Source organism: Mesorhizobium sp. M1409 (assembly GCF_040317535.1).
Classification (GTDB): Bacteria; Pseudomonadota; Alphaproteobacteria; order Rhizobiales; family Rhizobiaceae; genus Mesorhizobium.
Genome location: NZ_JAMYKV010000036.1, coordinates 1 through 22,855, shown reverse-complemented (window position 1 = coordinate 22,855; position 22,855 = coordinate 1). Strand labels below are relative to the sequence as shown.

At 61.6% G+C, this 22,855-nt stretch carries 24 protein-coding genes and 1 tRNA gene; 16 read left to right on the top strand and 9 right to left on the bottom strand.

Annotated features, from left to right (window positions below):
• Positions 1–83: 83 nt before the first annotated feature.
• Entirely contained in the window at positions 84–959 is an 876-nt protein-coding gene (locus NKG99_RS24110) for an ATP-binding protein (RefSeq protein WP_352871257.1), read from the bottom strand.
• A 283-nt stretch (positions 960–1,242) separates the two neighbouring features.
• On the opposite strand from NKG99_RS24110, the gene yajC reads away from it, so the two are divergent.
• From yajC to NKG99_RS24090, 4 genes are read left to right on the top strand one after another with little or no spacing between them, the layout of a single operon-like run.
• A complete protein-coding gene (yajC, locus tag NKG99_RS24105; RefSeq protein WP_027024896.1) occupies positions 1,243–1,581 on the top strand; it encodes a preprotein translocase subunit YajC in 339 nt (112 codons plus the stop codon).
• Positions 1,582–1,632: 51 nt separating this feature from the next.
• Positions 1,633–4,182, top strand: coding sequence for a protein translocase subunit SecDF (secDF, locus tag NKG99_RS24100; protein WP_352871255.1), 2,550 nt, complete (start codon positions 1,633–1,635; stop codon positions 4,180–4,182).
• A gap of 28 nt (positions 4,183–4,210) precedes the next feature.
• Complete coding sequence (locus NKG99_RS24095; RefSeq protein ID WP_352871253.1) at positions 4,211–4,603, top strand: Mth938-like domain-containing protein; 393 nt, start codon at positions 4,211–4,213, stop codon at positions 4,601–4,603.
• A gap of 1 nt (position 4,604) precedes the next feature.
• A complete protein-coding gene (locus NKG99_RS24090; protein ID WP_352871251.1) occupies positions 4,605–5,447 on the top strand; it encodes a phytoene/squalene synthase family protein in 843 nt (280 codons plus the stop codon).
• A 64-nt stretch (positions 5,448–5,511) separates the two neighbouring features.
• On the opposite strand, the gene trmFO is transcribed toward NKG99_RS24090, so the two are convergent.
• The 3 genes from trmFO to NKG99_RS24075 form a co-directional block, all read right to left on the bottom strand.
• Positions 5,512–6,924 carry a methylenetetrahydrofolate--tRNA-(uracil(54)-C(5))-methyltransferase (FADH(2)-oxidizing) TrmFO gene (trmFO, locus tag NKG99_RS24085; protein WP_352871249.1) on the bottom strand — a complete coding sequence of 471 codons (1,413 nt, stop codon included), beginning with the start codon at positions 6,922–6,924 and terminating at the stop codon, positions 5,512–5,514.
• 570 nt (positions 6,925–7,494) lie between these two features.
• On the bottom strand, positions 7,495–7,635 hold the full coding sequence (locus NKG99_RS24080) for a DUF1127 domain-containing protein (protein ID WP_023757605.1): 141 nt from the start codon (positions 7,633–7,635) through the stop codon (positions 7,495–7,497).
• 49 nt (positions 7,636–7,684) lie between these two features.
• A complete protein-coding gene (locus NKG99_RS24075) occupies positions 7,685–7,825 on the bottom strand; it encodes a DUF1127 domain-containing protein (RefSeq protein WP_013531315.1) in 141 nt (46 codons plus the stop codon).
• Positions 7,826–8,061: 236 nt separating this feature from the next.
• On the opposite strand from NKG99_RS24075, the gene NKG99_RS24070 reads away from it, so the two are divergent.
• From NKG99_RS24070 to NKG99_RS24060, 3 genes are read left to right on the top strand one after another with little or no spacing between them, the layout of a single operon-like run.
• Complete coding sequence (locus tag NKG99_RS24070) at positions 8,062–9,180, top strand: DUF2157 domain-containing protein (RefSeq protein ID WP_352871246.1); 1,119 nt, start codon at positions 8,062–8,064, stop codon at positions 9,178–9,180.
• Positions 9,177–9,761, top strand: coding sequence for a GDYXXLXY domain-containing protein (locus tag NKG99_RS24065; protein WP_352871244.1), 585 nt, complete (start codon positions 9,177–9,179; stop codon positions 9,759–9,761). Before NKG99_RS24070 ends, NKG99_RS24065 begins: the two co-directional genes overlap by 4 nt.
• 26 nt (positions 9,762–9,787) lie before the next feature.
• Positions 9,788–11,236: an aromatic amino acid lyase gene (locus tag NKG99_RS24060; protein ID WP_352871243.1), complete on the top strand. Its 1,449-nt coding sequence runs from the start codon at positions 9,788–9,790 to the stop codon at positions 11,234–11,236.
• A 65-nt stretch (positions 11,237–11,301) separates the two neighbouring features.
• Here NKG99_RS24060 and NKG99_RS24055 read toward each other — a convergent pair whose 3' ends face one another.
• Positions 11,302–11,799, bottom strand: coding sequence for an acetylglutamate kinase (locus NKG99_RS24055; protein ID WP_352871242.1), 498 nt, complete (start codon positions 11,797–11,799; stop codon positions 11,302–11,304).
• A gap of 354 nt (positions 11,800–12,153) precedes the next feature.
• Between NKG99_RS24055 and NKG99_RS24050 the strand changes: the two genes are divergently transcribed.
• A complete protein-coding gene (locus tag NKG99_RS24050; RefSeq protein WP_352871241.1) occupies positions 12,154–12,348 on the top strand; it encodes a hypothetical protein in 195 nt (64 codons plus the stop codon).
• A 102-nt stretch (positions 12,349–12,450) separates the two neighbouring features.
• Here the strand turns inward: NKG99_RS24050 and NKG99_RS24045 are convergent.
• Positions 12,451–12,535 (bottom strand) — tRNA-Leu (locus tag NKG99_RS24045).
• Positions 12,536–12,892: 357 nt separating this feature from the next.
• Between NKG99_RS24045 and tig the strand changes: the two genes are divergently transcribed.
• Together tig and NKG99_RS24035 are read left to right on the top strand one after the other, a co-directional pair.
• On the top strand, positions 12,893–14,368 hold the full coding sequence (tig, locus tag NKG99_RS24040) for a trigger factor (protein WP_352871239.1): 1,476 nt from the start codon (positions 12,893–12,895) through the stop codon (positions 14,366–14,368).
• Positions 14,369–14,530: 162 nt separating this feature from the next.
• Positions 14,531–15,055: a hypothetical protein gene (locus tag NKG99_RS24035; RefSeq protein ID WP_352871238.1), complete on the top strand. Its 525-nt coding sequence runs from the start codon at positions 14,531–14,533 to the stop codon at positions 15,053–15,055.
• 60 nt (positions 15,056–15,115) lie between these two features.
• Here NKG99_RS24035 and radC read toward each other — a convergent pair whose 3' ends face one another.
• Positions 15,116–15,877 carry a RadC family protein gene (gene radC, locus NKG99_RS24030; RefSeq protein ID WP_352871237.1) on the bottom strand — a complete coding sequence of 254 codons (762 nt, stop codon included), beginning with the start codon at positions 15,875–15,877 and terminating at the stop codon, positions 15,116–15,118.
• Between the two features lie 250 nt (positions 15,878–16,127).
• Between radC and NKG99_RS24025 the strand changes: the two genes are divergently transcribed.
• From NKG99_RS24025 to NKG99_RS24015, 3 genes are read left to right on the top strand one after another with little or no spacing between them, the layout of a single operon-like run.
• The gene (locus NKG99_RS24025; RefSeq protein WP_352871236.1) at positions 16,128–16,985 is read left to right on the top strand and encodes a MipA/OmpV family protein; all 858 of its coding nucleotides are present in this window, start codon (positions 16,128–16,130) and stop codon (positions 16,983–16,985) included.
• A gap of 39 nt (positions 16,986–17,024) precedes the next feature.
• Positions 17,025–17,786, top strand: coding sequence for a response regulator (locus NKG99_RS24020; RefSeq protein WP_352871235.1), 762 nt, complete (start codon positions 17,025–17,027; stop codon positions 17,784–17,786).
• Positions 17,783–19,108: a HAMP domain-containing sensor histidine kinase gene (locus NKG99_RS24015; RefSeq protein WP_352871233.1), complete on the top strand. Its 1,326-nt coding sequence runs from the start codon at positions 17,783–17,785 to the stop codon at positions 19,106–19,108. Before NKG99_RS24020 ends, NKG99_RS24015 begins: the two co-directional genes overlap by 4 nt.
• Positions 19,109–19,134: 26 nt before the next feature.
• Here NKG99_RS24015 and map read toward each other — a convergent pair whose 3' ends face one another.
• Entirely contained in the window at positions 19,135–19,962 is an 828-nt protein-coding gene (gene map, locus NKG99_RS24010; RefSeq protein WP_352871232.1) for a type I methionyl aminopeptidase, read from the bottom strand.
• 275 nt (positions 19,963–20,237) lie between these two features.
• Here map and NKG99_RS24005 point away from each other — a divergent pair, with 275 nt between their 5' ends.
• Positions 20,238–20,534: a DUF982 domain-containing protein gene (locus tag NKG99_RS24005; RefSeq protein ID WP_352871230.1), complete on the top strand. Its 297-nt coding sequence runs from the start codon at positions 20,238–20,240 to the stop codon at positions 20,532–20,534.
• A 64-nt stretch (positions 20,535–20,598) separates the two neighbouring features.
• Entirely contained in the window at positions 20,599–21,012 is a 414-nt protein-coding gene (locus NKG99_RS24000; protein WP_352871229.1) for a DUF6074 family protein, read from the top strand.
• Between the two features lie 236 nt (positions 21,013–21,248).
• On the opposite strand, the gene NKG99_RS23995 is transcribed toward NKG99_RS24000, so the two are convergent.
• Entirely contained in the window at positions 21,249–21,617 is a 369-nt protein-coding gene (locus NKG99_RS23995) for a hypothetical protein (protein ID WP_352871228.1), read from the bottom strand.
• Between the two features lie 346 nt (positions 21,618–21,963).
• Here NKG99_RS23995 and NKG99_RS23990 point away from each other — a divergent pair.
• Positions 21,964–22,855 (top strand): pilus assembly protein TadG-related protein (locus NKG99_RS23990; protein ID WP_352871226.1); only part of this gene is annotated, 892 nt, incomplete at its 3' end.

Sequence of the window (22,855 nt, the reverse complement as noted above, 5' to 3'; positions counted from 1 at the left end):
TTGCGGGACGTCTGACCTCCAGTCCGCCCGCCGGCTCAGCCCGCTCCGCAAGGGGCGGGCTTTTTCAGTTGGTTGCGGGCAGATCAATCCTTGAGCGGCTTGCCGAGCCGTCCGGCCAGGTCCTGGGTGAACTGCCAGGCGACTCGGCCCGAGCGGCTGCCGCGTGTCGTTGCCCACTCAAGCGCTTCGGCGCGCAACTGCTCGGGATTCATGTCCAAGCCATGATGGCGGACATAGCCGTCGATCATGTCGAGATACTCGTCCTGCGAACATTTGTGGAAGCCGAGCCACAGGCCGAAACGGTCGGACAGCGAGACCTTTTCCTCGACCGCCTCGGACGGGTTGATGGCGGTCGAGCGCTCATTGTCGATCATGTCACGCGGCAACAGGTGCCGGCGGTTCGAGGTGGCGTAGAAGATCACATTGGCCGGGCGGCCCTCGACGCCGCCTTCGAGCGCTGCCTTCAGCGACTTGTAAGAGGTGTCATCGTGGTCGAAGGAGAGGTCGTCGCAAAACAGGATGAAGCGGAAGGGGGCCGCCTTCAGCAAGCCCATCAGCTTCGGCAGCGTGTCGATGTCCTCACGGTGGATTTCGATCAGCTTCAACGGCAGGTCGGACTTGGCCTTGGCGTTGATCTCCGCATGCACGGCCTTGACCAGCGACGATTTGCCCATGCCACGCGCGCCCCACAACAACACGTTGTTGGCTGGATAGCCGGCGGCGAAGCGTTCGGTGTTGTCGACGAGGATGTCGCGGACGCGGTCGACGCCACGGATCAGGCCGATGTCGACGCGGTTGACCTTGCGCACCGGCTCCAGATAGCCCGGATCGGCCTGCCAGACGAAGCAATCGGCCTCGCCGAGGTCGGTTTGGGGCACCGGCGGTGCGGCGAGGCGGCTCACCGCCTCGATCAGCCGGTCGAGTTTCTGGTTCAAGGCTTCAATGCTGCTGTCGGTCATGTCGGTCTTTTGTTTTCTCGTTTTTGACGTGCGGGAGCGTGAGCCTGCCCGATTGCGTCGGGTTCGAAACCGGTTGCAACCTTTTGTTCGAGCGGGATCTTTTCGCAAAACCGGCTCGCGCTTTTCGCGATCATGCTCTAACACGGCTCAACAGGCCGGAAAAGCAGCCGATTTGGCTGGCCGCGCAGTTGCATTGACAACTTTACCGACTATATTCCGGCCAAATTTCAAGGGGCCGCCAAATTACGGTTTGGCGGCTGTTTTCCAATTCAGGAGTACCTCGATGTTCGTGACACCGGCATACGCCCAAGGTATCGGCGCCTCTCCCGACATGTTCATCAGCATTTTGCCGTTTGTCCTGATTTTCGTGATCATGTATTTTCTGATCATCCGGCCGCAGCGCACGCAGCTGAAGAAGCGCGGCGAGATGCTGGCGGCGGTCCGTCGGGGCGATACGGTCGTCACCGGCGGTGGTTTCGTCGGCAAGGTGACCAAGGTGATCGACGATAACGAGCTCGAGATCGACCTCGGCGGCGGCACCAAGGTGACCGCGCTGCGTTCGACTATCGCCGATGTGCGCGTCAAGGGCGAGCCGGTGGCCAACCAGAACGCCAAGAAATAATCCAATTTTAGGCGGAACGATCCGCCAGCATGCCCTGACGGACGACGCCATATGCTGTATTTTTCGCGCTTCAAGATGATCCTGATCTGGGTGGCCGTGGCCATCACAGTGATCCTCGCCGCGCCCAATCTCATTCCCGCAAGCACCTTGGCCAAGCTTCCCGACTGGGTGCCGAAGCGGCAGATGACGCTCGGCCTCGACCTGCAGGGCGGCTCGCACATCCTGCTGGAGATGAATCAGAACGATCTGATCAAGGACCGGCTGGAGACGACGCGCGACGAAATCCGCACGCTGCTGCGCGACGCCAAGATCGGCTATACCGGCCTTGCCGGCACGGGGCGGACCTTGCAGGTCCGCATCACCGATCCCGCTCAGCTCGATGCCGCCAAGACAGCACTGAAGACGCTGACCGATCCGGTCGCTGCCGGCCTGTTCACCGGCGGCTCCATCCAGGAAATGACGCTGGACGATTCCGAGCCCGGCCTGCTCAAGTTCAACGTCACCGACGCCGGGGTCAAATACCGCACATCGACGGCGCTGACGCAGTCGATCGAGGTGGTCGAGCGCCGCGTCAACGAACTCGGCACGACCGAACCCATCGTGCAGCGGCAGGGCGACGACCGTATCCTTGTCCAGGTGCCGGGTCTCCAGGACCCGCAGCGGCTGAAGGAGATACTCGGCCAGACCGCCAAGCTGACCTTCCAGATGGTCGACCAGTCGATGCCGGTGCAGGACGCGCTCAATGGCCGTCCGCCTGCCGGCTCCTCGGTCCTCTATTCGCAGGACGATCCGCCGGTCCCGTATCTGATCGAGAACCGCGTCATCGTTTCGGGTGAAAACCTCGTCGATGCGCAGGCGACATACAATTCGCAGAACAATGAGCCGGTGGTCTCCTTCCGCTTCGATTCGAAGGGTGCCGCGCGTTTCGGTCAGGCGACCTCACAGAATGTCGGCAAGTTGTTCGCCATCATCCTCGACAACCAGGTGATTTCGGCGCCGCAAATCCGCGAGCCGATCTTGGGCGGCACCGGCCAGATTTCCGGCAATTTCACCGCCCAGAGCGCCAACGACCTCGCCGTGCTGCTGCGCGCCGGCGCATTGCCCGCGACGCTGACGGTGATCGAAGAGCGTACGGTTGGCCCGGGTCTCGGTCAGGATTCGATTCATGCCGGCAAGGTCGCCGGCATCATCGGTTCGATCCTGGTCGTCGTGTTCATGTTCGTTGCCTATGGATTGCTCGGCTTCCTCGCCAACATCGCGCTGGCGGTGCACGTGGCGATGATCGTCGGGCTGCTGTCGCTGCTCGGCGCGACGCTGACCTTGCCAGGTATCGCCGGTATCGTGCTGACCATCGGCATGGCGGTCGATTCCAACGTGCTGATCTACGAGCGTATCCGCGAGGAGCGGCGTGCCGGCCGCTCGGTGATCCAGGCGATCGACACCGGTTTTACCAAGGCGCTGGCGACTATTGTCGATTCCAACATCACCTCGCTGATAGCGACCGTGGTGCTGTTCTATCTCGGTACCGGACCGGTGAAGGGCTTTGCCATCACGTATGCGATCGGCATCCTGACGACCGTCTTCACCGCGTTCACCTTCACCCGTCTGCTGGTCTCGATCTGGCTGCGCCGTGCTCGCCCGAAGGAATTGCCGCGCGCGCCGGTGACCTTCGTCCCGCCCGGCACGAAAATTCCGTTCATGGGCATCCGTCGCTGGACGTTCACACTGTCAAGCGCGCTGTCGATCCTGTCGGTTGTGATGTTCATGACCGTCGGCATCAACTACGGCATCGACTTCAAGGGCGGTTCGCTGATCGAGGTTCAGGCCAAGAGCGGCAATGCCGACCTCGCAGACCTCCGCGCGCGGCTGACCGAACTCAACATCGGTGAGGTGCAAGTCCAGCAGTTCGGTACGCCGAATGACGTGTTGATCCGTGTCGGGACGCAGGATGGCGGCGAGAATGCCGAGCAGACCGTCATCGACAAGGTGCGCGGCGAACTGCAGGACAATTATGACTTTCGCCGCGTCGAAGTGGTGGGGCCGACCGTCTCGGGCGAGCTTGCCAAGCAAGGCACGATCGCCATGCTGATCGCGCTGCTCGGTATTCTGATCTATGTCTGGTTCCGCTTCGAATGGCAGTTCGCGGTCGGCGCCATCGTGGCGACGGTGCACGATGTGGTCATGACACTTGGCTTCTTCGTCATCTCCGGGCTCGAATTCAACCAGTCATCGCTGGCGGCGATCCTGACCATCATCGGCTATTCGCTGAACGATACGATCGTGGTCTATGACCGTGTTCGAGAGGATCTGCGAAAATACAAGCGGATGCCGCTGCCGCAACTCTTGAACAACGCCATCAACGAGACGCTGTCGAGAACGACGCTGACCTCGGTGACGACGATCCTGGCGTTGCTGGCACTGGTGCTCTTCGGCGGCGAGGTGATCCGCTCGTTCACCATGGCGATGCTGTTCGGCGTCGTCTTCGGCACCTATTCGTCGATCTTCATCGCAGCACCGCTGCTGATCCTGTTCAAGCTGCGGCCGCAAGCTACGGCCGACGAGGAGAAGCCGGCCGGCGGCGGCAAGGCGGTCGCGACCTGACGCGCCGCCCCGAAGGGGTGACAAAACGGTGACCAGCAAAGGCATCGTCATCCGCGAGGCGCATTTTCCCGGTCGAGCGCCGATCGAAGCCTACGGCAATGGCGGGTTCCGCTTTGCCGACATGTCGCATCGCGGCTCGCTGCTCTGCCTGCCATCCGGCATCCATGGCTGGGAACCGGCGGATCCTCTGGAGCTGACGGTAGCGGATTTCGACAAGCTGCTGGCGCAAGCCGACAGGATCGAGATCCTGCTGGTCGGCATGGGCAGGGGTCTCAGGCCATTGCCCGCCGCACTGCGGGCCGCGCTGAAGGCGGCCGGCATTGCGTCCGACCCGATGTCGACCGGTGCAGCGGTACGGACCTACAATGTCCTTCTGGCGGAAGAGCGCGCCGTGGCCGCCGCGCTCATCGCCGTCGACTGAGATGTCCCAGAATGCCAAAATTGTCATGGACGCGGTGCGCGCCGCCGATCACGACCGCTATCTGACCGCCCTTTACGCGCCGGCGGACAAGCGCGACGCGCTGTTTTCGCTCTATGCCTTCAATGCCGAGATCGCAGGCATCCGCGATCGCATCCATGAAGCGTTGCCGGGCGAGGTGCGCCTGCAATGGTGGCGCGATGTCATTGCCGCCGGCGGGGAAGCGGGCGCCGGCCACCCCATAGCCGAAGCCTTGAATGCCACCATAGCGACATTCAATCTGCCGAAGCCGGCCTTCGAGAACATGCTCGATGCGCGCATCTTCGACCTCTACGACGACCCGATGCCGTCGCGCACCGATCTGGAGGGCTATTGCGGCGAGACGGCCGCGGCGCTCATCCAGCTTGCGGCGATGCTGCTCGACCCCGGCGAGGCGCCACGCTTTGCCGAACTGGCGGGCAGGGCGGGCTGCGCGCAGGCGATGACCGGCCTGTTGCTGTTATTGCCGCTGCACCGCAAACGCGGGCAGTGTTTTATCCCGGCCGATATCCTTGCCGCGGCGGGATCGTCGCCGGCAGAGTTCGTCACTGCCGACGGTGGTCCTGGCGCCAAACGCGCGGTGGCGGCGATGATGGCGCTGGCGCGGGAGCATCTCACCGCCTTTGAGCAAGGCGCTGCGGCGTTGCCGGTCTCGCTGCGCCCGGCATTTCTGCCGCTGGCCCTGTCGCGCGCCTACCTCACGAAAATGGAGCGCGGCTCGCCGCTCGACGGCGTGGCGCGGCTGTCGGCCTTGCGCCGGCATTGGCTGTTGTTGCGTCGCGCGAGCAAGGGCTGGCCAGCACTTTGACGTAAACGTCAATCATGCCGGAGGTGAGCGCGAACGCCTAAGGTCCACTCAGGGAGGAAGCTGGCTACTCAGCGGCTTCGGCTGTTTGCGCCGCCAATCCCAGCCATTGCCGGCAATCGGCGCGTGCGCGCGATGTGATGGCGTGGCGCTTGGCGACGGTTTTGTCCTTGCCGCGCATGCGTTTGCCCTCGGTCTTCGGCGCCTCCACGGGCGGGAACAGGCCGAAATTGACATTCATCGGCTGGAAGGAGCGTTTTCCAGGTTCGTCATCCGAAACGATGTGGCCACCGGTGATGTGGTTGAGCAGCGCGCCGAACGCCGTGGTGAGCGGCGGCAGCGATGGTGCATGGCCGAGCCTCTCGGCGGCAGCGAAGCGCCCGGCGAGCAGGCCGATCGCGGCGCTTTCGACATAGCCTTCGCAGCCGGTGATCTGGCCGGCGAAGCGCAGGCCGGGGCGCGACTTCAGCTGCAGCGAAGCGTCGAGCAAGGTCGGCGAGTTGATGTAGGTGTTGCGATGCAGGCCGCCGAGGCGGGCGAAATCGGCGGTTTCGAGACCCGGAATGGTGCGGAACACGCGCACCTGCTCGGCATGCTTCAGCTTGGTCTGGAAACCGACCATATTGTAGAGCGTGCCCAGTGCATTGTCCTGCCGTAGCTGGACGACGGCATAGGCCTTCACCGTCGGATTGTGCGCATTGGTCAGCCCCATCGGCTTCATCGGCCCGTAGCGCAGCGTCTCGACGCCGCGCTCGGCCATGATCTCGATCGGCAGGCAGCCGTCGAAATAGGGCGTGCCTTCCCATTGCTTGAATTCAGTCTTCTGGCCATCGACCAGCGCTTGCACGAAGGCAAGGTACTGGTCCTTGTCCATCGGACAATTGATGTAGTCCTTGCCGGTGCCGCCGGGTCCGACCTTGTCGTAGCGCGACTGGAACCAGCAAATATCCATGTCGATCGTGTCGAAATGGACGATCGGCGCGATGGCGTCGAAGAAAGCCAGCGCATCGGCGCCGGTCGCTTCCGCAATCGACTGGGCAAGCGATGGCGCGGTCAGCGGACCGGTGGCGACGATTGCCTGGTCCCAATCCGCCGGTGGCAGGCCCGGCACTTCCTCGCGCTGGATGGTGATCAGCGGGTGCGCTTCGAGTTTTTTCGTTACCGCGTCTGCGAATCCGTCGCGGTCTACGGCAAGCGCACCACCGGCAGGTACCTGGTTGGCATCGCCGGCGCTCATGATCAGCGAGCCGGCCAGCCGCATTTCGGCGTGCAACAGGCCGACGGCGTTGTTTTCGGCGTCGTCGGAGCGGAAGGAATTGGAGCAGACCAGCTCGGCCAGGCTATCGGTCTTGTGTGCATCGGTGCCGCGAACGGGCCGCATTTCATGCAGGATGACGGGAACGCCAGCCTGTGCTGCCTGCCAGGCGGCTTCGGAACCGGCGAGGCCGCCGCCGATGATGTGGATGGGATTTTTGCTCATGAGCGCCGGAATAATCGCTTGATGCGGCGATTGCAATTGCCGTGCGTGGTGCGGGGCAAACAACAGCTCAGGGAAGCAACCTCTGAATACAACAACACCCGCCGGGGAGGAGGTCCGGCGGGTGTCGTTTTTGGGGTCGACCCTCGGGAGGAGGTGAAGGCCGACCGTATTCGTCATTGCCGGGGAGGAGGTCGGCTTTGACGAAATCTCTTTCGCTGTTTTTACGAGGGGCGAAACCTCTGGGGCAAAATTCGTTTTTGCCCCGGGGAAACAGCGCCCGCCGCGGGAGGAGGTGCGGCGGGCGCCGTTTTGATGGCCAACCTTCGGGAGGAGGTGAAGGTCGGGCCTATTCGTCATTGCCGGGGAGGAGGTCGGCTTTGACGAAATCTCTTTCGCAGTTTGAAAAGGAGCGAAACCTTTTGGGCAAAATTCGTTTTGCTGCGGGGAAACAACGCCCGCCGCGGGAGGAGGTGCGGCGGGCGCCGTTTTGGTGGTCAACCCTCGGGAGGAGGTGAAGGTTGACCGGATTCGTCAGGGTCGGGGAGGAGGTCGACCCTGGCGAAATTCTGGTTAGATCGCCCGGCGGGCGATGACTTTGATTTCGTCGCGGACGATACCGAGGTCATGCAGCTGGCGGTTCGAAAGGCGACCCAGCTCGGTAACCGTCTCGCGATAAACGCGCCAGTTACGATAGTTGCGGATCAGGTTCATTGTCGTTCTCTTTTTCAAAACTGGTTCGGACCATTCGCGGTCCGAAGAGTTAGACCGCCTTGCGAGCGACGTAAGGAATGTCGCTGCGGCTGATGCCGAGGTCGGTCAGTTCACGGTTGCTCAGGCGGCTCAGCTCGGACACGGTGTCCCTGTAGCGGCGCCAGTTGCGGTAGTTGCGGATCAGGTTCATGGTAGTTCTCGTTTCGTCTTTCTTGCGGATCATTCCGTTTGTGTACGAACCATAGATAGGCGGGCCTATATCGATTTAAAAGCGCTATGGCTGCATGGCAGCAATGCAAATTGTGCAATGCAGCATTAACGCGCGTTCACGGACCTGACACAAAGAAACCCGAATCGGAAAATGCCGTTGCGTTAACGGTTTGGCCGGGTCGGCTGAAAAAAAGACCAAACCGGGGGAGAAGTGGCATGGCGAGTTATTCGTCGCGGGTCAGGGCGGATATCGCGCGGTGGCGGCAAGCCGGGCTGATCGACGCCACCATTGCCGAATCCCTGGCGCGCGATGTCGAGGCCAACGAGCGCAAGTCGTTCAGCTTCGGCTCGATCCTGGCGATGATGGCTGCCTTGTTGTTCGGCGCCGCCATCCTGATTTTCGTCGCCGCCAACTGGGACGCGATCCCGCGGCTGGCGCGCGTGGCGGCACTGTTCGTGGTCATCCTTGGCGGCTACGTCGGTGGCGCGCTGTTGAAGACCCGCGACCATGCGGCGATTGGCGAGGCGCTGTGGATCGTGGCGGCGGCGGCTTTCGGCGGCTCGATCGCACTGATCAGCCAGATGTATCATCTGTCCGGCGACGAGGCATCGGCCCTGATCACCTGGGGCGCCGGCACGGCGTTGGCGGCGGTGGCGCTGCGTTCGAACCCGCTGACGGTGGCTTCTGTCGGCATCGCCGATGCCTGGCTGTTTCTGAAGGGCTTCGATTACTACAGCCGCAGCGAATTTCCGCATGCCTTCGTCCCCATGGCGATCGTGCTGTTTGCCGTCTCGTTCTGGACCCGCAGCCAGCCGGCGCGGCACCTGATCATCCTGTCGGTGCTGTTCTATCTGGTGCTGCTGGTCTCCAACCACGATACGCTGCAGGTGGCGATCCCGCTGGTCGTCGTCGCGGCGCTGCTGTTTGCGGCTTCTGTCTTCGCGCCGGGCCCGGTCGACAGGATCGTGCAGCTTGGCGGCCGTTTGCCCTTGCACGCGTTGCTCGGCTTCCTCACCGGCCTGGCGATGATCCAGTTCGAACTGGCCGACGAGAGCAGCTACAACAGCGGTTTCGCCATCGCTTCGGTAGTCGCGCTTGCCGGCATCGTCGCGGCAATCGTGCTGGCAGGACGGGAGAGCCGTGGGTTGCGCTGGCTTGCCTATGCCGGCTTCGCCTTCGAACTCGCCATCATCTATGTGGTGACCTTGCAATCGATGCTCGATACGGCCGGCTTCTTCCTGGCCGCCGCGGTGCTGCTCGGCATCCTTGCGCTGGTCATCATTCGCGTGGAAAAGCGCATGAAGGGCCCAATCACCACGGGAGCCACGGCATGATCGCCGGGAAAAGACTTGTTATCTCGGCGCTGGTGCTGGCGCTTGTCCAGATAGGCTTCCTGAGCTGGATCATCGCCGGCCGAGCGGCGATCCTGCGCAACGGCAAGGAAGTGCTGCTGAAGATCGAGCCCGTCGATCCGCGCGACCTCCTGCGCGGCGACTACATTATCCTCGGCTACGAGATTTCGCGGATACCGGTGAAAATGATCGCTGACATTCCGGCCGACAAATTATCCAGCGACGATACGTCGATTGTCGTCCGGTTGAAGAAGGGCGCCGACGGCTATTGGCAGCCGACGACAGCCTGGTTCGGCAAGGCGCCAACGCCGGCCGCCGCCGACGAGGCTGACATATCCGGCCATGTCGCCGAGGGCTGGGATCTTCGGGGCGAAGCGATGACCATCGCGCCGGACTACGGCATTGAGCGCTTCTATCTGCCGGAAGGCGAGGGGATGGCGATCCAGAACGACATGCGGGTGCGTCCGTTCGGCATCCGCCTCGCGCTCGCCGGCGACGGCACCGCGCAGATCAAGGCGCTGGTGGACGGCGACAAGACGCTGTTCGAGGAACCGCTTTATTAATGTCCTTGTTTGCCGTGGTGTGAAGCATGCCAGTTACCTTGTCGACGCGTGAGGAGATCAACCTCGACACTGTTTTCCGCGTCGCCTGGAAGAAGGACACGGTGGAGATCGGCGAGAAGGCCCTGCGGCGCATCGCCGAATGCCGTGCCTCGTTCCTCAAGCTGATTGAAACCGATCCGCCACCAGTCATCTATGGCGTCACCACCGCCATGGGGGAGCTGGCGAGCCGCAGGCTCGAACTCGATGAGCGGGACCGCCATGCGCGCATCAAGGCGTTCGCCGCCGCGACCTCGTTCGGTGACCCGCTGCCGGAGCGAGTGGTCCGGGCGATCGTGCTTGCCCGCCTGACGAACTTCGTCGAGGGCAACGCCGCCACCACGCCGCGCATCGCGCTTGCCGTGGCCGCAATGCTCGATGGCCGCCCGATGCCGATGGTGCCGGTTTCCGGCCAGGGCGGCGCCGGCGAAATCCTGGCGCTCTATCCGCTGTTTGCCGAGCTTTCGACGCGCTTCGACCTGGAGGTCAAGGAACGCGGCTCGCTGATCAACGGCTCGCCCTGCGCCGCTGCTCTGGTGGCCGACGCAGCGCTCGCGGCACGCCGCCGTATCGGGATGGCCCAAAAAGTATTCGCGCTGTCGATCGAAGCGTTTCGCGCCCCGCTCGAGCACTACGATACGGCCCTCGACACGCTTTGGGGTGATGAACATGAAGCGGCGGCCCTCCAGGGGTTGCGGGAGTTTCTGGTCGGCGCCGGCGATGGGCGGCGCAACTATCAGGCGCCGGTCAGCTACCGCATCGTGCCGCGCGTGCTCGGCCAGGCGCATCGAGCGCTGTCGGCGGCGGAGCGAGCGGCCACGGTGTCGCTGGCTTCCATATCGGACAATCCGGTCTACATCCCTCCCGACGACGCACATCCGCTCGGCCGCTGCATCAGCACCGGCGGCTATCACAATGCCATGGCGACGCCGGCACTGGACGATCTGGCGGCGATATGGGCCGATATCTGCCTGCTCTGCGACCGCCACGCCTCAAAACTCCTCAACGGCAAGGTGTCGCTGCTGCCCGATCTCCTGATGACCGGACGGCACTCGGCCGACAGCGACGGCCACGGCAATGTCGGCTACGTGCCGATGGCGATCACCGGCTATCTCGAGCAGGCCAAGCTGGCGGCACAGCGCACCTTCATCCCTGGAACGGAATCGGCCGGTGCTGGACAGGACGATGTCGCCACGACGGCGTTCTTCGCCTGGACCAAGGAAGCGACCGCCGGCCGCTGCGTCGATGCCGCCATGGCGATGCTGGCGATGATGGCCTCGCAGGCGCTGCACGTCACCGAACGCGCGCCGCCGCCGGCACTGCGGTCATTCGTCGATGAAATCAGAAATATCGTGCCGCCTGTCGGCGACGATCGCGTGCTGGGGCCGGAGCTGGCAAAGCTGGCCGAGTGGTTCACGGGGAGAGCGTTCGCGGCGTAGATGCAGATGCCGCGCGGGTAAAATCGCTACGCGGCGAAGCAAAACCGTACCATGCCTCGCGGCAGTCAGCCGTTGAACTTGTCAGGGAACTGTTTGGCGATACCGTCCGTCAGCATGTCAGCGAACTTCAACATATGAACGTGGCCTTCGTCATAGGACTTGATATCCGCCGCCCAATCCTTTTTCAGCCGGCCAACGACCTCGCCGGTCGTCAGCTCCAGATGCTTGTGCAGCATTTCCTTCAGGTCTTGTTCGGACCAGTTCGAATTGGCCTTGCTGAGAAATATGGCAATGTCGTCAGCATTGCCCGTCCATTTCTTCTGAGCCGCCGCGAGCTTGTTTTTGCTGCCTGATTTGGCCGCTTTGACCACGTCCGTTGCAATCTTGATGTGGTCCTTCAACAGCATCGCCAGTTTTTGACCTGCCGCATCACCGTAGTAAGGTTTTACTGCGTCGCCGATGTCATCCTGGTTCCGCAGAAGGCGCTTGGCAACCTCATCTGAATCCGGAAGGCCAGTGCGCTGATAATGTAATTGCGCGTATAAGTGATATGATCCTCCCAAAGCTTTCGCATTGCCGATCGAACGTCTCCCGCCGATTGCGGTTCATCAGCGCGAGCGGAGGTGAGGGGTAATGGTCCAGCCGAAATAAACACTGCTGTGACCGCGAAAAAGAGTACTAGGCGCCTATTCATGCCCCTATCTCCCGAAGGATGTACCGCTGTCATTAACATTAGCCGTAGCTAAAAAGTTCCGAGTCGAAACGAAAATGCCGAGTTTTGCGATTGGTACGAAACCGTACATCGCATTGAATCCAGCGTCTGACGGATTAGAATCCCCAATGTCACAGGGCGAGGGTAGTGGGCATCGGTGATTGAGTGCGGTTGTGCTCCCGCCCGTGGATGGGAGGCTCGCATCATGGATCAGGATCTTGAACTTTGCCGCGTGTCGGCGCTCGACAGCGACATCCTGCGAAGCGCTTTCCATAAAGCAATCATCGAAGAGAATATCCCTGAAGATCGATGGCAGGAATTTGCTTTGCTGATGATCCGTGAATTCACCGGCGTTGCGACGGTCGATCCCGACTTGCTGGAGTGGATTGTAAGGAAATAGGCGGCAAAGCCTTGCCGCCCCACGCTGTATGCGCGGGATGGGCCAAGGCTGCACGTTTCACGCGAAGAGTGGCCTGCCACCGGAATCTCGAAGAGCGAAGGGTGGTGCGGATGAAGGGACTCGAACCCCCACGCCTTTCGGCACTGGAACCTAAATCCAGGGCGTCTACCAGTTCCGCCACATCCGCATGAACCGGCAATCCCATGTAGCCATCATTCTGTCAATGTCAGAGACGAGATGTTGGGTTAGGACCAAAATGTTGGTTATTCGCCGAAATGCGAAGACTGTTGAAAATTAGCCTCGCCTGTGACAAAAGGCGTGTCAAATGTGACGGGACGCGACGATCCGCTTCTACAGAATGTGATAAGAAGTAGGAAAAACAAGAACTTATTCACATTTTGGAACGCAGTTTGGGAGAGTTTGAGCCGTATTTTCGGTCAAATCGCCAGGTTCCGTACCAAAAGCCATTCCCGGCAAGAATATACCGGCAGGCTGTAAACGGCAGAGGCCGTGCAGTCTCATTGGTGAAAACAAAGGTTTTACGATGCAGGTCACCGAAACGCTCAACTCCGGTCTCAAGCGCGAGATCAAGATCACCGTGCCGGCCGGTGACATGGAAGCCAAGCTGATGGCGCGGCTTTCGGATGCCAGGAACAAGGTCCGCATCAACGGTTTCCGTCCCGGCAAGGTGCCGGTGCAGCACCTGCGCAAGGTCTACGGCAAGTCGTTCATGGCGGAAGTGGTCAATGAGATCCTCAACGATTCGACCCGTTCGATCATCACCGGGCGCGGCGAAAAGGCTGCCATGCAGCCCGAAGTCATCATGACCGAGGACGAGAAGGAAGCCGAGAAGATCCTGGCCGGCGGCGCCGATTTCGAGTTCCGCCTCAACTACGAGATCATTCCGGCGATCGAGATCAAGGACTTTTCCGACATCAAGGTGACACGCCAGGTATTCGACGTGCCGGATACCGAGATCGACGAGCAGGTCCAGCGCGTTGCTGAATCGGCGCGCAGCTACGAGCCGAAGACCGGCAAGGCCGCCATTGGCGACCGCGTCTCCATCGATTATGTCGGCAAGATCGACGGCGAGGCCTTCAGCGGCGGCGCCGGCACCGATCAGCCGCTGGTGCTGGGCTCGAAGGAGTTCATCCCCGGCTTCGAGGATCAGCTTGTCGGCGCCAAGGCTGGTGACGAAAAGCAGGTCACCGTGACCTTCCCGGAAAACTACCAGGCGGCGCATCTTGCCGGCAAGGAAGCGACCTTCGACGTCACCGTCAAGGAAGTGTCCCAGCCCGGCGCGCTCGAAATCAACGACGAGACCGCCAAGAACCTCGGCCTGGAGTCGCTGGAGCGCCTGCGCGACGTCGTGCGCGGCCAGATCGAGAACCAGTTCGGCGCCATGACGCGCCAGAAGGTCAAGCGCCAGCTGCTCGACCAACTCGACGCGTCCTACTCGTTCGAGGCTCCGTCGAAGCTCGTCGAGGCCGAGTTCAACAACATCTGGGCGCAGGTCAATCGCGACCTGGAAGCGGCCGGACGCACTTTCGCCGATGAAGAGACGACGGAAGAAGAGGCACGTGCCGAGTATCTGCGTCTCGCCGAGCGCCGCGTGCGCCTCGGCCTGGTGCTGGCTGAAATCGGCGAGAAGGCCGGCGTCACCGTATCGGACGAAGAGCTGCAGCGCGGCCTGTTCGAGCAGGTGCGCCGCTATCCGGGCAACCAGCAGCAGGAAGTCTTCGAATTCTACCGCAACAACCCGGAAGCGTTGAACACGCTGCGGGCGCCGATGTTCGAGGAGAAGGTGGTCGATCATCTGCTCGGCCAGATTTCGGTTACCGACGTCAAGGTCAGCAAGGAAGAGCTGATGGCCGACGACGAGGAGGACGAAACCGCCGTCAAGGCGAAGCCGGCGAAGAAAGCCGCCGCCAAGAAGGCCGACGAGAAGAAGGCCGACGACGCCGAAGAGCCCAAGAAGAAGGCCGCGCCGAAGAAGAAGGCCGCCAAGGACGCCGAATAACACCAGCATTTCACTGGAACAGGAGAAGGCCGCCCTCGAGGCGGCCTTTTTCGTTGCCAAACTGCAACAGCCGGTGCGCTTTGCGCACGACGGCCTGTGGCGACCAAGCTTTGATCATTATCTGCGCTTCTATTGCAGCCGCTTGGGTTGTTGGAGGACGTGTTGAGGCTATTCGTCGAAGTGGGGCACGCTGCCGCGGTTGCGTTGATCCTGGTCTCGGTCTGCGGCATTGCCCGTGCCGAAGCCGTGCTTGACAATTGGCGGTTCGAAACGGGCGAGGACGGCCTCGTCACAGCCTCGCTCTATGCCACCAACAAGCTGATCACCGGTGGCGGTGCCTTGAGCTACAGCCCGATCCTGACGATTGCCTGCCGGGCAAACGGCGAGCCGCATTGGACCGAATGGCTGCAACTGAATGACGGTGTCTCGGCCAGCCGCAAGATCACCATGTCGGTCACGCTCGACCAGGGTAGCAAGTTCGATGAGAGCTGGTCGGTCGGGCCGCGCGGCAGGATGCTGGTGCGCGATGGCGCCGATGGCATCAGGCGCCTTGTTGCCGCGAACCGGCTCCAGCTTTCGTGGCGCTTCGGGCTGCTGTCGGGACGCGGCGAGGCCGATTTCAACCTCGCCGGGTTCGGTGAAGCGGTTAACCAGGTGGCCGGCAGCTGCAACACCGATCCGCCGTGACCGGAGCGCGGGCCAAAGCGGCACGACTTGCTCAGGCGCTCACCTTTTGGAACTCACCACTCAGATCAGCAGCAGGCCCTTCATGCTGGAATAGCCTTTTCGCCCGATGATGATGTGGTCATGCACGGCGACGCCCAGCCGCTTGCCGGCGTCGATGATTTCCTTTGTCATCTCGATATCGGCGCGTGATGGTGTTGGATCGCCTGACGGATGATTATGCACCAGGATAATGGCGGTCGCCGAGAGCTCGAGCGCGCGCTTGATCACTTCTCGCGGGTAGACAGGCGTGTGGTCGACGGTGCCTGTCTGCTGCACCTCATCGGCGATCAGCGCGTTCTTCTTGTCGAGGAACAGGATGCGGAACTGCTCGCGCGCCTCGAATGCCATTGCTGAGCGGCAATAGTCGAGAAGCTGCTGCCAGGACGAGAGGATCTCGCGGCCGTGGACCTCGCCGCGTGCCATACGCTGCGCCGTTGCGGTAACGATTTTCAGGTCGAGTGCCACCGCAGGGCCGATGCCCTTGACCTCCTGCAGCAGGCCCACCGGGGCGCCAAGCACTTCGGCCAGCGTGCCGAAGCGTGCCAGCAGCGCCTTGGCCGCCGGTTTGGTGTCGGCACGAGGGATCAGTCGAAAGAGCAGAAGTTCCAGAAGTTCGTAGTCGGGCAGGGCATCCGCACCCGCCAAGGCAAAGCGCTCGCGCAAGCGGTCGCGATGGCCGAGGTAATGCGGCTTTTCGTCGAGCGTCGCCTTGGCTTTCGCCGCAGGCCGCATCGGCGCTTCGGAGAAGAAACTCCGCTCGTCGTCGTCGCTTGTGTTCCCCATACCCCGCCCACATTGCTCCAGCGCAGACATTAGAGCTGTTCTGGCCTGGATTGAAACAGTTCTGTTCTCCGATCGCGAGACGATCCACGGCAGATCGTGCAAGCTCCGCTGTCAGTCTGTGGCTTCCCTATACGGCAAGATGAAACCACGATTGCGCAACAAAACTTAACATCACTTAACGCATGCGGCCACTTTCACCTGACATGGTGACGCCATCGGAGGCTCATTGCCTCGCTATACTGGAGCACGCATGTTCGCCAAAATTGACTCTGGACTATTTGCCGGCCGGGCATCTCTTGCGGCCATGGCAATCCTGTTTTCAACGCATTCGGAGGGCGCGCTGGCGGCAGACGCCATTGCGGTGAATTCCGATGATTTTACCCTGCCGCCCGAGCCTTCCCGTTTCGCGCGCTTCGAACAGAAACTGTCCGACTGGCATGTCGTGCTCGGCGGCGGCGCCATCATCGTCCCCAAATACGAGGGCAGCAATGAGTTCAAGATCATGCCGGTGCCTTTCGTCACGGCGACATTCCTCGACACGGTGACGATCGACCCCACAGGTGCCAACATCGCCGTTTATGAACAAGGACCGTTCGCGTTCAGCGGGCGGCTTGGCTATGAGATGGGCCGCAAGGAAGACGACTCCGACCATCTGCGCGGCTTGGGGGATGTCGACATGGGCGCGACGGTCGGCGTGAAGGCAGCGGCGAAGTTCGGTCCGGCCGAAATATTCGCGCAGCTGGACAAGACCATCGGCGGCAGCGATGGCCTGGAGGGCAGGGTGGGGATCGAGGTGACCCGGCCTCTGTCTCAATCGTTGATGATCGGCGCCAGCGCGTCCGTCGTCTTTGCCGACGAAAATTACATGCAGGCCTATTTTGGCGTCACGGCCGAACAATCGGCTCGCTCCGGGCTGGCGCGCTATGATGCCGGCGCCGGTTTGAAGCGTGCCGATTTTTCGATTTCCGCCACATATATGCTCGACGAGAACTGGATGGTGCGCGGCGAAGCGGGGGTCGGCGTTCTCTTGGGTGACGCTGCCGACAGCCCCGTTGTCGTCGAAAAGATCCAGCCTTCAGGGATGCTTCTCGTCGGATATCGGTTCTGACGCCTACCAGGCATCAATGCAGGCTAGACAAATTCCGACATGGCGCAGCAACGGCACCAAAGCGATTTGAGCGCCGAATCCAGATCGGCGAAGCAAGGTTCGCGTATCCTCATAGTCGAAGACGATATCGAGATCGCGCGCATGCTGGGCGAGACGCTCACCGACAACGGCATGATCGTGGAAATTGCCGAGAGCGGCGTCCAGATGAACGCCGCGCTTCGCAACCAGAAATTCGATCTCATCGTGCTGGATGTCATGCTGCCGGGTGAAAACGGTCTCAATATCTGCCGCCGCCTTCGTGCCGGAACCAACATTCCGATCCTGATGCTGACCGCGCTCGGTGAGGAAATCGACCGCATCTTCGGGCTGGAAATCGGCGCGGACGACTATGTGACGAAACCGTTCAGCGCGCGCGAACTGACGGCCAGGATACGGGCGCTGCTGCGCCGTACAGCCTATGCTCCAGACGAGCGGGACTGGTCGAAGGTGCTTCGTTTCAACGGCTGGCGCCTCGATCCCATACGCCGGCAATTGCATGACCCCAACAATGCGCGGGTTACGACCACGACGCATGAATTCGACCTGTTGCTTGCGTTTTGTCGCAATGCGGGCCGGGTTCTCTCGCGCGAGGAACTTCTGGGCGTAACCCATGCCGGGCTCGCAGGGCCGATCGAGCGTAGCGTCGATGTCCATATCAGCCGGATCCGCAGGAAGATCGAAAAGGACGCGCGCGATCCGGTGCTTTTGAGGACCGTTCGGTTGGGTGGCTACATCTTTACCGCGACGGTGGAGGAAGCATGAAGGGTTTCATCCGCCTTTTCTTGCCACAGTCCGTGCGTGGGCAGTTTGTGGCGATCATTTTCATGGCGGTGATCGTGATCATGTTCGTCGGTTCGGTCGTCGAGAGTTTCATAGAGAATGTCGACCTTCCCGCCGTGGAAGATAACGCAAGGCGTGCGGCCGTTGTTGCTGCCTTGTTGCAAGAAACGCCGGCGGAGGCGCGTGGCGCAATTCTGGCGACAGCAAAGCGGGCCGGCTTTGATTTCGAGATATTGCCCAAGGACCAGATACGCGGCATTCCCCAGTCCTATCTGCAATGGCGAAGTATCGAATGGCTTTTGCGTATCGACAGGGGGACGGTTGACGGACGCTGGATAAGGATCGGCGGCCGATACGCGTTTGTCATCGACCTGGACCAGCGGGACGTCCTGGCCCATTTCGGCATGCCCGATTCCTGGCTGACATCGGGCCTCGTCCGTGCCTCGTTCTATAGGTTCATGGCTTTCGTCGCCTTGCCGGTGCTGATCTGGCTGTTTGCGGTTTGGGCCGTGACGGATCCGTTGAAGCGCATCTCGGCGGCAGTCGGTTCAGCCGAGATTGAGAATAGCGACCAGCTCTTCGTCGAACACGGCTCCATTGAAATGGTAGGGCTGGCGCGCGCCCTGAACAGGATGAGGACGCGCATCCGCACGATGATCGAAAACCGCACGCGCATGTTGCGCAGCGTCAGTCATGATCTGCGCACGCCTTTGACGCGGCTGCGGCTTCGCGCCGAGCGCATGGATGATGGCCCAATCCGAACCGCAATCCTGTCCGATGTCCAGCACATCGAAATCCTGATCGACGAGACCCTAACCTATCTGCGCAACGATGTTTCGACGGAGAAGCTGCAGCGCGCCGACATTGCCAGCGTTCTGCAAACCGTCTGCGCCGAATTCTCCGATGTCGGATTTCCTGTCTCATACTCTGGGCCGGACCGGCTCCTGGGCTGGTGCAAGCCCAATGCATTGGCGCGTGCGATCGCCAATCTTTGCGACAACGGGGTCAAATTCGCTGGCAATGTCACGGTCGCCTTGACAGCGACCGGCACGGCGGCGCGCATCACGGTAGGGGACGACGGGCCGGGTATTCCAATGACGGCACGTGCTCGTGTTTTCGAACCATTCTTCAAGGAAGATGCGTCGCGCGGCATTGCATCGAAGCATGGCTTCGGTCTGGGCCTCTCGATCGTTGCCGACATCGTCCAGGGTCACGGCGGCAGGATCGAATTGCAGGATAACCAGCCCAGCGGACTGGTCGTCACCATCGACCTGCCGAATGCCGCGGATGTGCAGTCGGCATAGACGGCCTCCGCCGGGCAAGATGCGCTCTAAGCCGGCAGGCCCGGACGGTCGAGCTTTTTTGGCGACAGCGTGAAAATCTCGCAACCGGTGTCGGTGACGCCGATCGTGTGCTCGTATTGCGCCGACAGCGAGCGGTCGCGCGTCACCGCGGTCCAGCCGTCCGACAGAACCTTCACGTGCGGCCGGCCGAGATTGATCATCGGCTCGACGGTGAAGATCATGCCGGGCCGCATCTCGACGCCCTCATTGGCACTGCCATAGTGCAGGATGTTCGGCGCATCATGGAAAAGCTGGCCGACGCCGTGGCCGCAGAAGTCGCGCACCACAGAGCAGCGCTCGCCCTCGGCATAGGTCTGGATGGCAGCACCGATGGCGCCGGTGCGGGCGCCGGGCCTGATCGCCGCAATACCACGCATCAGGCATTCATGCGTGACTTCGAGCAGGCGCTCGGCGGCGCGCTTGATCGTGCCGACTGGATACATGCGCGAGGAATCGCCGTGCCAGCCGTCGAGGATGTAGGTGACGTCGATGTTGACGATGTCGCCATCCTTGAGCGGCTTGTTGTCGGGGATGCCATGGCAGACGACATGATTGATCGAGGTGCAGGACGATTTCGTGTAGCCGCGATAGTTGAGTGTCGCCGGCAGCGCGCCATGGTCCATGCCGAATTCAAAGACGAAGCGGTCGATGGCTTCGGTGGTGACGCCGGGCTCGACCATCGGCACCAGCTCGTCGAGGCAGCGCGCGGTGAGATCGCATGCCTTGCGCATGCCAGCAAAGCCTTCCTCGCCATAGAGGCGGATCTGGCCGGTGTTTCTGAGTGGTGCCGTGGCTGCGTCGAGATAGGTGACCATTTTGTCCGTGTAGGCGATAGGGCCCGGCAGGAGAGCCGATGTGAAGATCTCCCCAGATTTGGCACTTGAGGGCAGAAGGTTCAAGGAAGAACTGCCCAACGCGGCCGCGCTTCGGGAAATTCCTCGTGCATGGGGCGATGTCTAGCCGGTTTTTGCCCGGTTTTCCTTTCTGGTCATCCCAAGTGACGACACATTTCTCGGCCAAAAGCGGTCAAAGCAGCTTTTGACGACGAACGGCGTTGCCGCCCCGGTGACGCCGGTTCGGGAGAAGTGGAATGGACAGACTGCAATTCGAGGTGCCGGTGCGCATCGCACCCGCGCCCGGCCTGCCAGTCGAGGAGATCTACGGGGTCGAACAGGCGCTCGATTTTCTCCAGGACTGGCCGGCGCGCCGTCAAGGCCCGATCTATCAGAAAGCGTTCAACGCCTGCTTTGGCGCCACGGTGGACGTGGTCAAGACCGAGGATGCGTGCCGGGCGTTCATGGCGTTTTGCCGGGCGAGCGGACTGATGGCCAGGGACATGATGACGCCGCGCAGGCGCGGCGGTGGGTCGAGGGCGCTCCAGGCCTGAGGGCTGCCACCGTTTCGCCTTGTCCGATTGCAACGCCAACGATCGCGTTTGAAGGCACGGGGCGATGCGTACCACTGCGCCTGTCTCGTCCCCGACGAACCCGCACCAGGATGCACCAGCGTCAGCCCCGTTAAGCATCCGTTTCCACCTTGCCGGCTACGCCATTGCTTGTTGGCAATGGTTGATTCGTTGCGTCAGTCTCATGGTTCGGAAGATGTCCTCAGAAAAAGTTCGTGCGTTCCCGATCGACCGTCAGGTATTCTTGGTCAGGGAGGTTGCCGCCAAGTTAGGCAATCTGCATGGCGAGACCGCAACCTCCTTCTGGAGGGCCAAGGCGTCGGAGTTGCTGGACCTCGTTGCCGGATCCGGCAGGGACAGAACAGCAGCCGGCGACGAGGTGCGCAGGTTCTTCCTGGCCGTACAGAGAGAGATGTTGGCCGATATGGGTGCGGAGACGATGCCAATTCTTTCCGCTTGAAACAAATTTCGTGGCTATGGGGCAGCGCCGCATGGCTGCATGGGTTCGAGCGGCATGGTATCCGGCTGAACGCATCGCAGGCGGGACGCGCTAAGACGGTCGCTGTCGCCGCCGTGACTTGCTGGCGCCGGCCCCGCACGGCCGCCAAGATACGCGACTATGAAAAAAGCCCGCACCGGCGAACCGGCGCGGGCCACAAGGAGTGTCACGTCAAAGCGTGACTACCCCAAAGCTATCTATTCCGTAGAGCCAGTGATCTCGTCCGATGAGTCATCCGTCGTGTCTGCCGGATCTTCAGTTGCGTTCTTGGCCAAAAGCTTGTCCAGGGCTGCCTGCAGGGACAGCGTGGCCTGCGGTGATGCCGGCGTGGTCGCCACGACGCTGAGCGCCTTTGTCAAACCGCTGGTGGAAGGATCTTTTGCCGCCGTGGATGTCGCAGCTCCATGCCCCTGCGATCCAGCTCCAGCTGAATTCCCGCCGTTGCCGTTCGCACCGCCGTTGCCGTTGCCGCCGCCATTGCCATTGCCGCCAGGACCAGCAAACGCCGAAGAGGCGAGAAGTGTGAGCGCCGCGACCGCTGCGAGCAGATTCGTTCGATTTTTCATGGTCCATCCTTCGAGTCGGCCGTCCCGCTCGATAAATCATGCGACGGCGTCGATGAACCCGCCAGACGGACCTTGGTCCCGGTTTGCCGCGCATAAGTCCTATCGCCAACGCGAGCCGGCCGATTGCCCCATAGCGGGTCATTTGCCGCCGTCTCTGCAATTGCGCTGTTAGCAAACAGTAAACTATCGCCACGCGGGATACGGGCTTTTTTGGTCGTCTTGCTGCCTTCAATGCCCGTCGATCAGCCAACGAACCCCTTCTTTTGGGGGACAATAGATCGCTGACAAAAAATGAACTGAACTTTTTAGCCATTCGTTCACATATGCGTGCTTTCTAATCTACGTCATGGCCTTCAATTGCTTCACCCGGATTCGACTTATCGCAAACGGTATATGCCGGGGCACCGGCGCAAATGTTGCCACGATCTTCGCCCTGACCTTGCCGATCGTTGTCGGCTCCGCCGGCTTCGGTGTCGAGACCTCGTATTGGTACTACAACAGCCTGAGATTGCAGGCGATGGCCGATGCCGCCGCCTATGCTGGCGCGCTCGAACAGATCTCGGGTCCCAACAAGCCGAGCATCGTCGCGGCCGCGACCCAGTCGGCTGCCACGAATGGCCTTGGCTCGGGCACGATCGTCGTCAACACGCCGCCGGCGTCGGGACCGAATACGGCGAAGAAAGCGGTCGAGGTGATCGTCGGCCAGAACCTCGACCGGATGTTCACCTTGATCTTCACGCAGAGCCAGGTTCCCGAACAGGCGAGAGCGGTGGCCCTCATCACCGATGCCTCGAAGTCCTGCTTAACCGCACTCGATCCGACCGCCCCGCAGGCTGTACAGTTTTCCGGCAATACCAGCGTGAATTTCACACACTGCGTCATCATGACCAATTCGAACGCCCCCGACGCCATCAATCTTCAGGGCTCGGCGCACCTCCAGGTCGATTGCCTGATATCAGCGGGCGGCGTCTCTCTCAGCAATCCCGTCACCACCGTCTGCGCGGCCCCGATCACCCAGGCACTGCCTGCCGCCGATCCATTTGCCGACCTGCCAACGCCTGCGGCCAGCAATCCGTGCAAGAATGTTAACGGCAACAAAACGACGCAGACAATCCAGCCCGGGACCTACTGCGGTGGCATGAACCTCAATGGTAATGTCACGCTTTCGCCCGGCGTCTATATCGTCCAGGGCAACTTCAAGATAAACGCCAACGCGGCCATTACCGGCAGCGGAGTGA

What these genes read in the sequence shown, in the direction of transcription:
- NKG99_RS24110 (WP_352871257.1), bottom strand. Translation starts at nt 959, where the DNA reads ATGACCGACAGCAGCATTGAAGCCTTGAACCAGAAACTCGACCGGCTG.
- yajC (WP_027024896.1), top strand. Translation starts at nt 1,243, where the DNA reads ATGTTCGTGACACCGGCATACGCCCAAGGTATCGGCGCCTCTCCCGAC.
- secDF (WP_352871255.1), top strand. Translation starts at nt 1,633, where the DNA reads ATGCTGTATTTTTCGCGCTTCAAGATGATCCTGATCTGGGTGGCCGTG.
- NKG99_RS24090 (WP_352871251.1), top strand. Translation starts at nt 4,605, where the DNA reads ATGTCCCAGAATGCCAAAATTGTCATGGACGCGGTGCGCGCCGCCGAT.
- trmFO (WP_352871249.1), bottom strand. Translation starts at nt 6,924, where the DNA reads ATGAGCAAAAATCCCATCCACATCATCGGCGGCGGCCTCGCCGGTTCC.
- NKG99_RS24080 (WP_023757605.1), bottom strand. Translation starts at nt 7,635, where the DNA reads ATGAACCTGATCCGCAACTATCGTAACTGGCGCGTTTATCGCGAGACG.
- NKG99_RS24075 (WP_013531315.1), bottom strand. Translation starts at nt 7,825, where the DNA reads ATGAACCTGATCCGCAACTACCGCAACTGGCGCCGCTACAGGGACACC.
- NKG99_RS24070 (WP_352871246.1), top strand. Translation starts at nt 8,062, where the DNA reads ATGGCGAGTTATTCGTCGCGGGTCAGGGCGGATATCGCGCGGTGGCGG.
- NKG99_RS24065 (WP_352871244.1), top strand. Translation starts at nt 9,177, where the DNA reads ATGATCGCCGGGAAAAGACTTGTTATCTCGGCGCTGGTGCTGGCGCTT.
- NKG99_RS24060 (WP_352871243.1), top strand. Translation starts at nt 9,788, where the DNA reads ATGCCAGTTACCTTGTCGACGCGTGAGGAGATCAACCTCGACACTGTT.
- NKG99_RS24050 (WP_352871241.1), top strand. Translation starts at nt 12,154, where the DNA reads ATGGATCAGGATCTTGAACTTTGCCGCGTGTCGGCGCTCGACAGCGAC.
- tig (WP_352871239.1), top strand. Translation starts at nt 12,893, where the DNA reads ATGCAGGTCACCGAAACGCTCAACTCCGGTCTCAAGCGCGAGATCAAG.
- radC (WP_352871237.1), bottom strand. Translation starts at nt 15,877, where the DNA reads ATGGGGAACACAAGCGACGACGACGAGCGGAGTTTCTTCTCCGAAGCG.
- NKG99_RS24025 (WP_352871236.1), top strand. Translation starts at nt 16,128, where the DNA reads ATGTTCGCCAAAATTGACTCTGGACTATTTGCCGGCCGGGCATCTCTT.
- NKG99_RS24020 (WP_352871235.1), top strand. Translation starts at nt 17,025, where the DNA reads ATGGCGCAGCAACGGCACCAAAGCGATTTGAGCGCCGAATCCAGATCG.
- NKG99_RS24015 (WP_352871233.1), top strand. Translation starts at nt 17,783, where the DNA reads ATGAAGGGTTTCATCCGCCTTTTCTTGCCACAGTCCGTGCGTGGGCAG.
- map (WP_352871232.1), bottom strand. Translation starts at nt 19,962, where the DNA reads ATGGTCACCTATCTCGACGCAGCCACGGCACCACTCAGAAACACCGGC.
- NKG99_RS24005 (WP_352871230.1), top strand. Translation starts at nt 20,238, where the DNA reads ATGGACAGACTGCAATTCGAGGTGCCGGTGCGCATCGCACCCGCGCCC.
- NKG99_RS24000 (WP_352871229.1), top strand. Translation starts at nt 20,599, where the DNA reads ATGCGTACCACTGCGCCTGTCTCGTCCCCGACGAACCCGCACCAGGAT.
- NKG99_RS23995 (WP_352871228.1), bottom strand. Translation starts at nt 21,617, where the DNA reads ATGAAAAATCGAACGAATCTGCTCGCAGCGGTCGCGGCGCTCACACTT.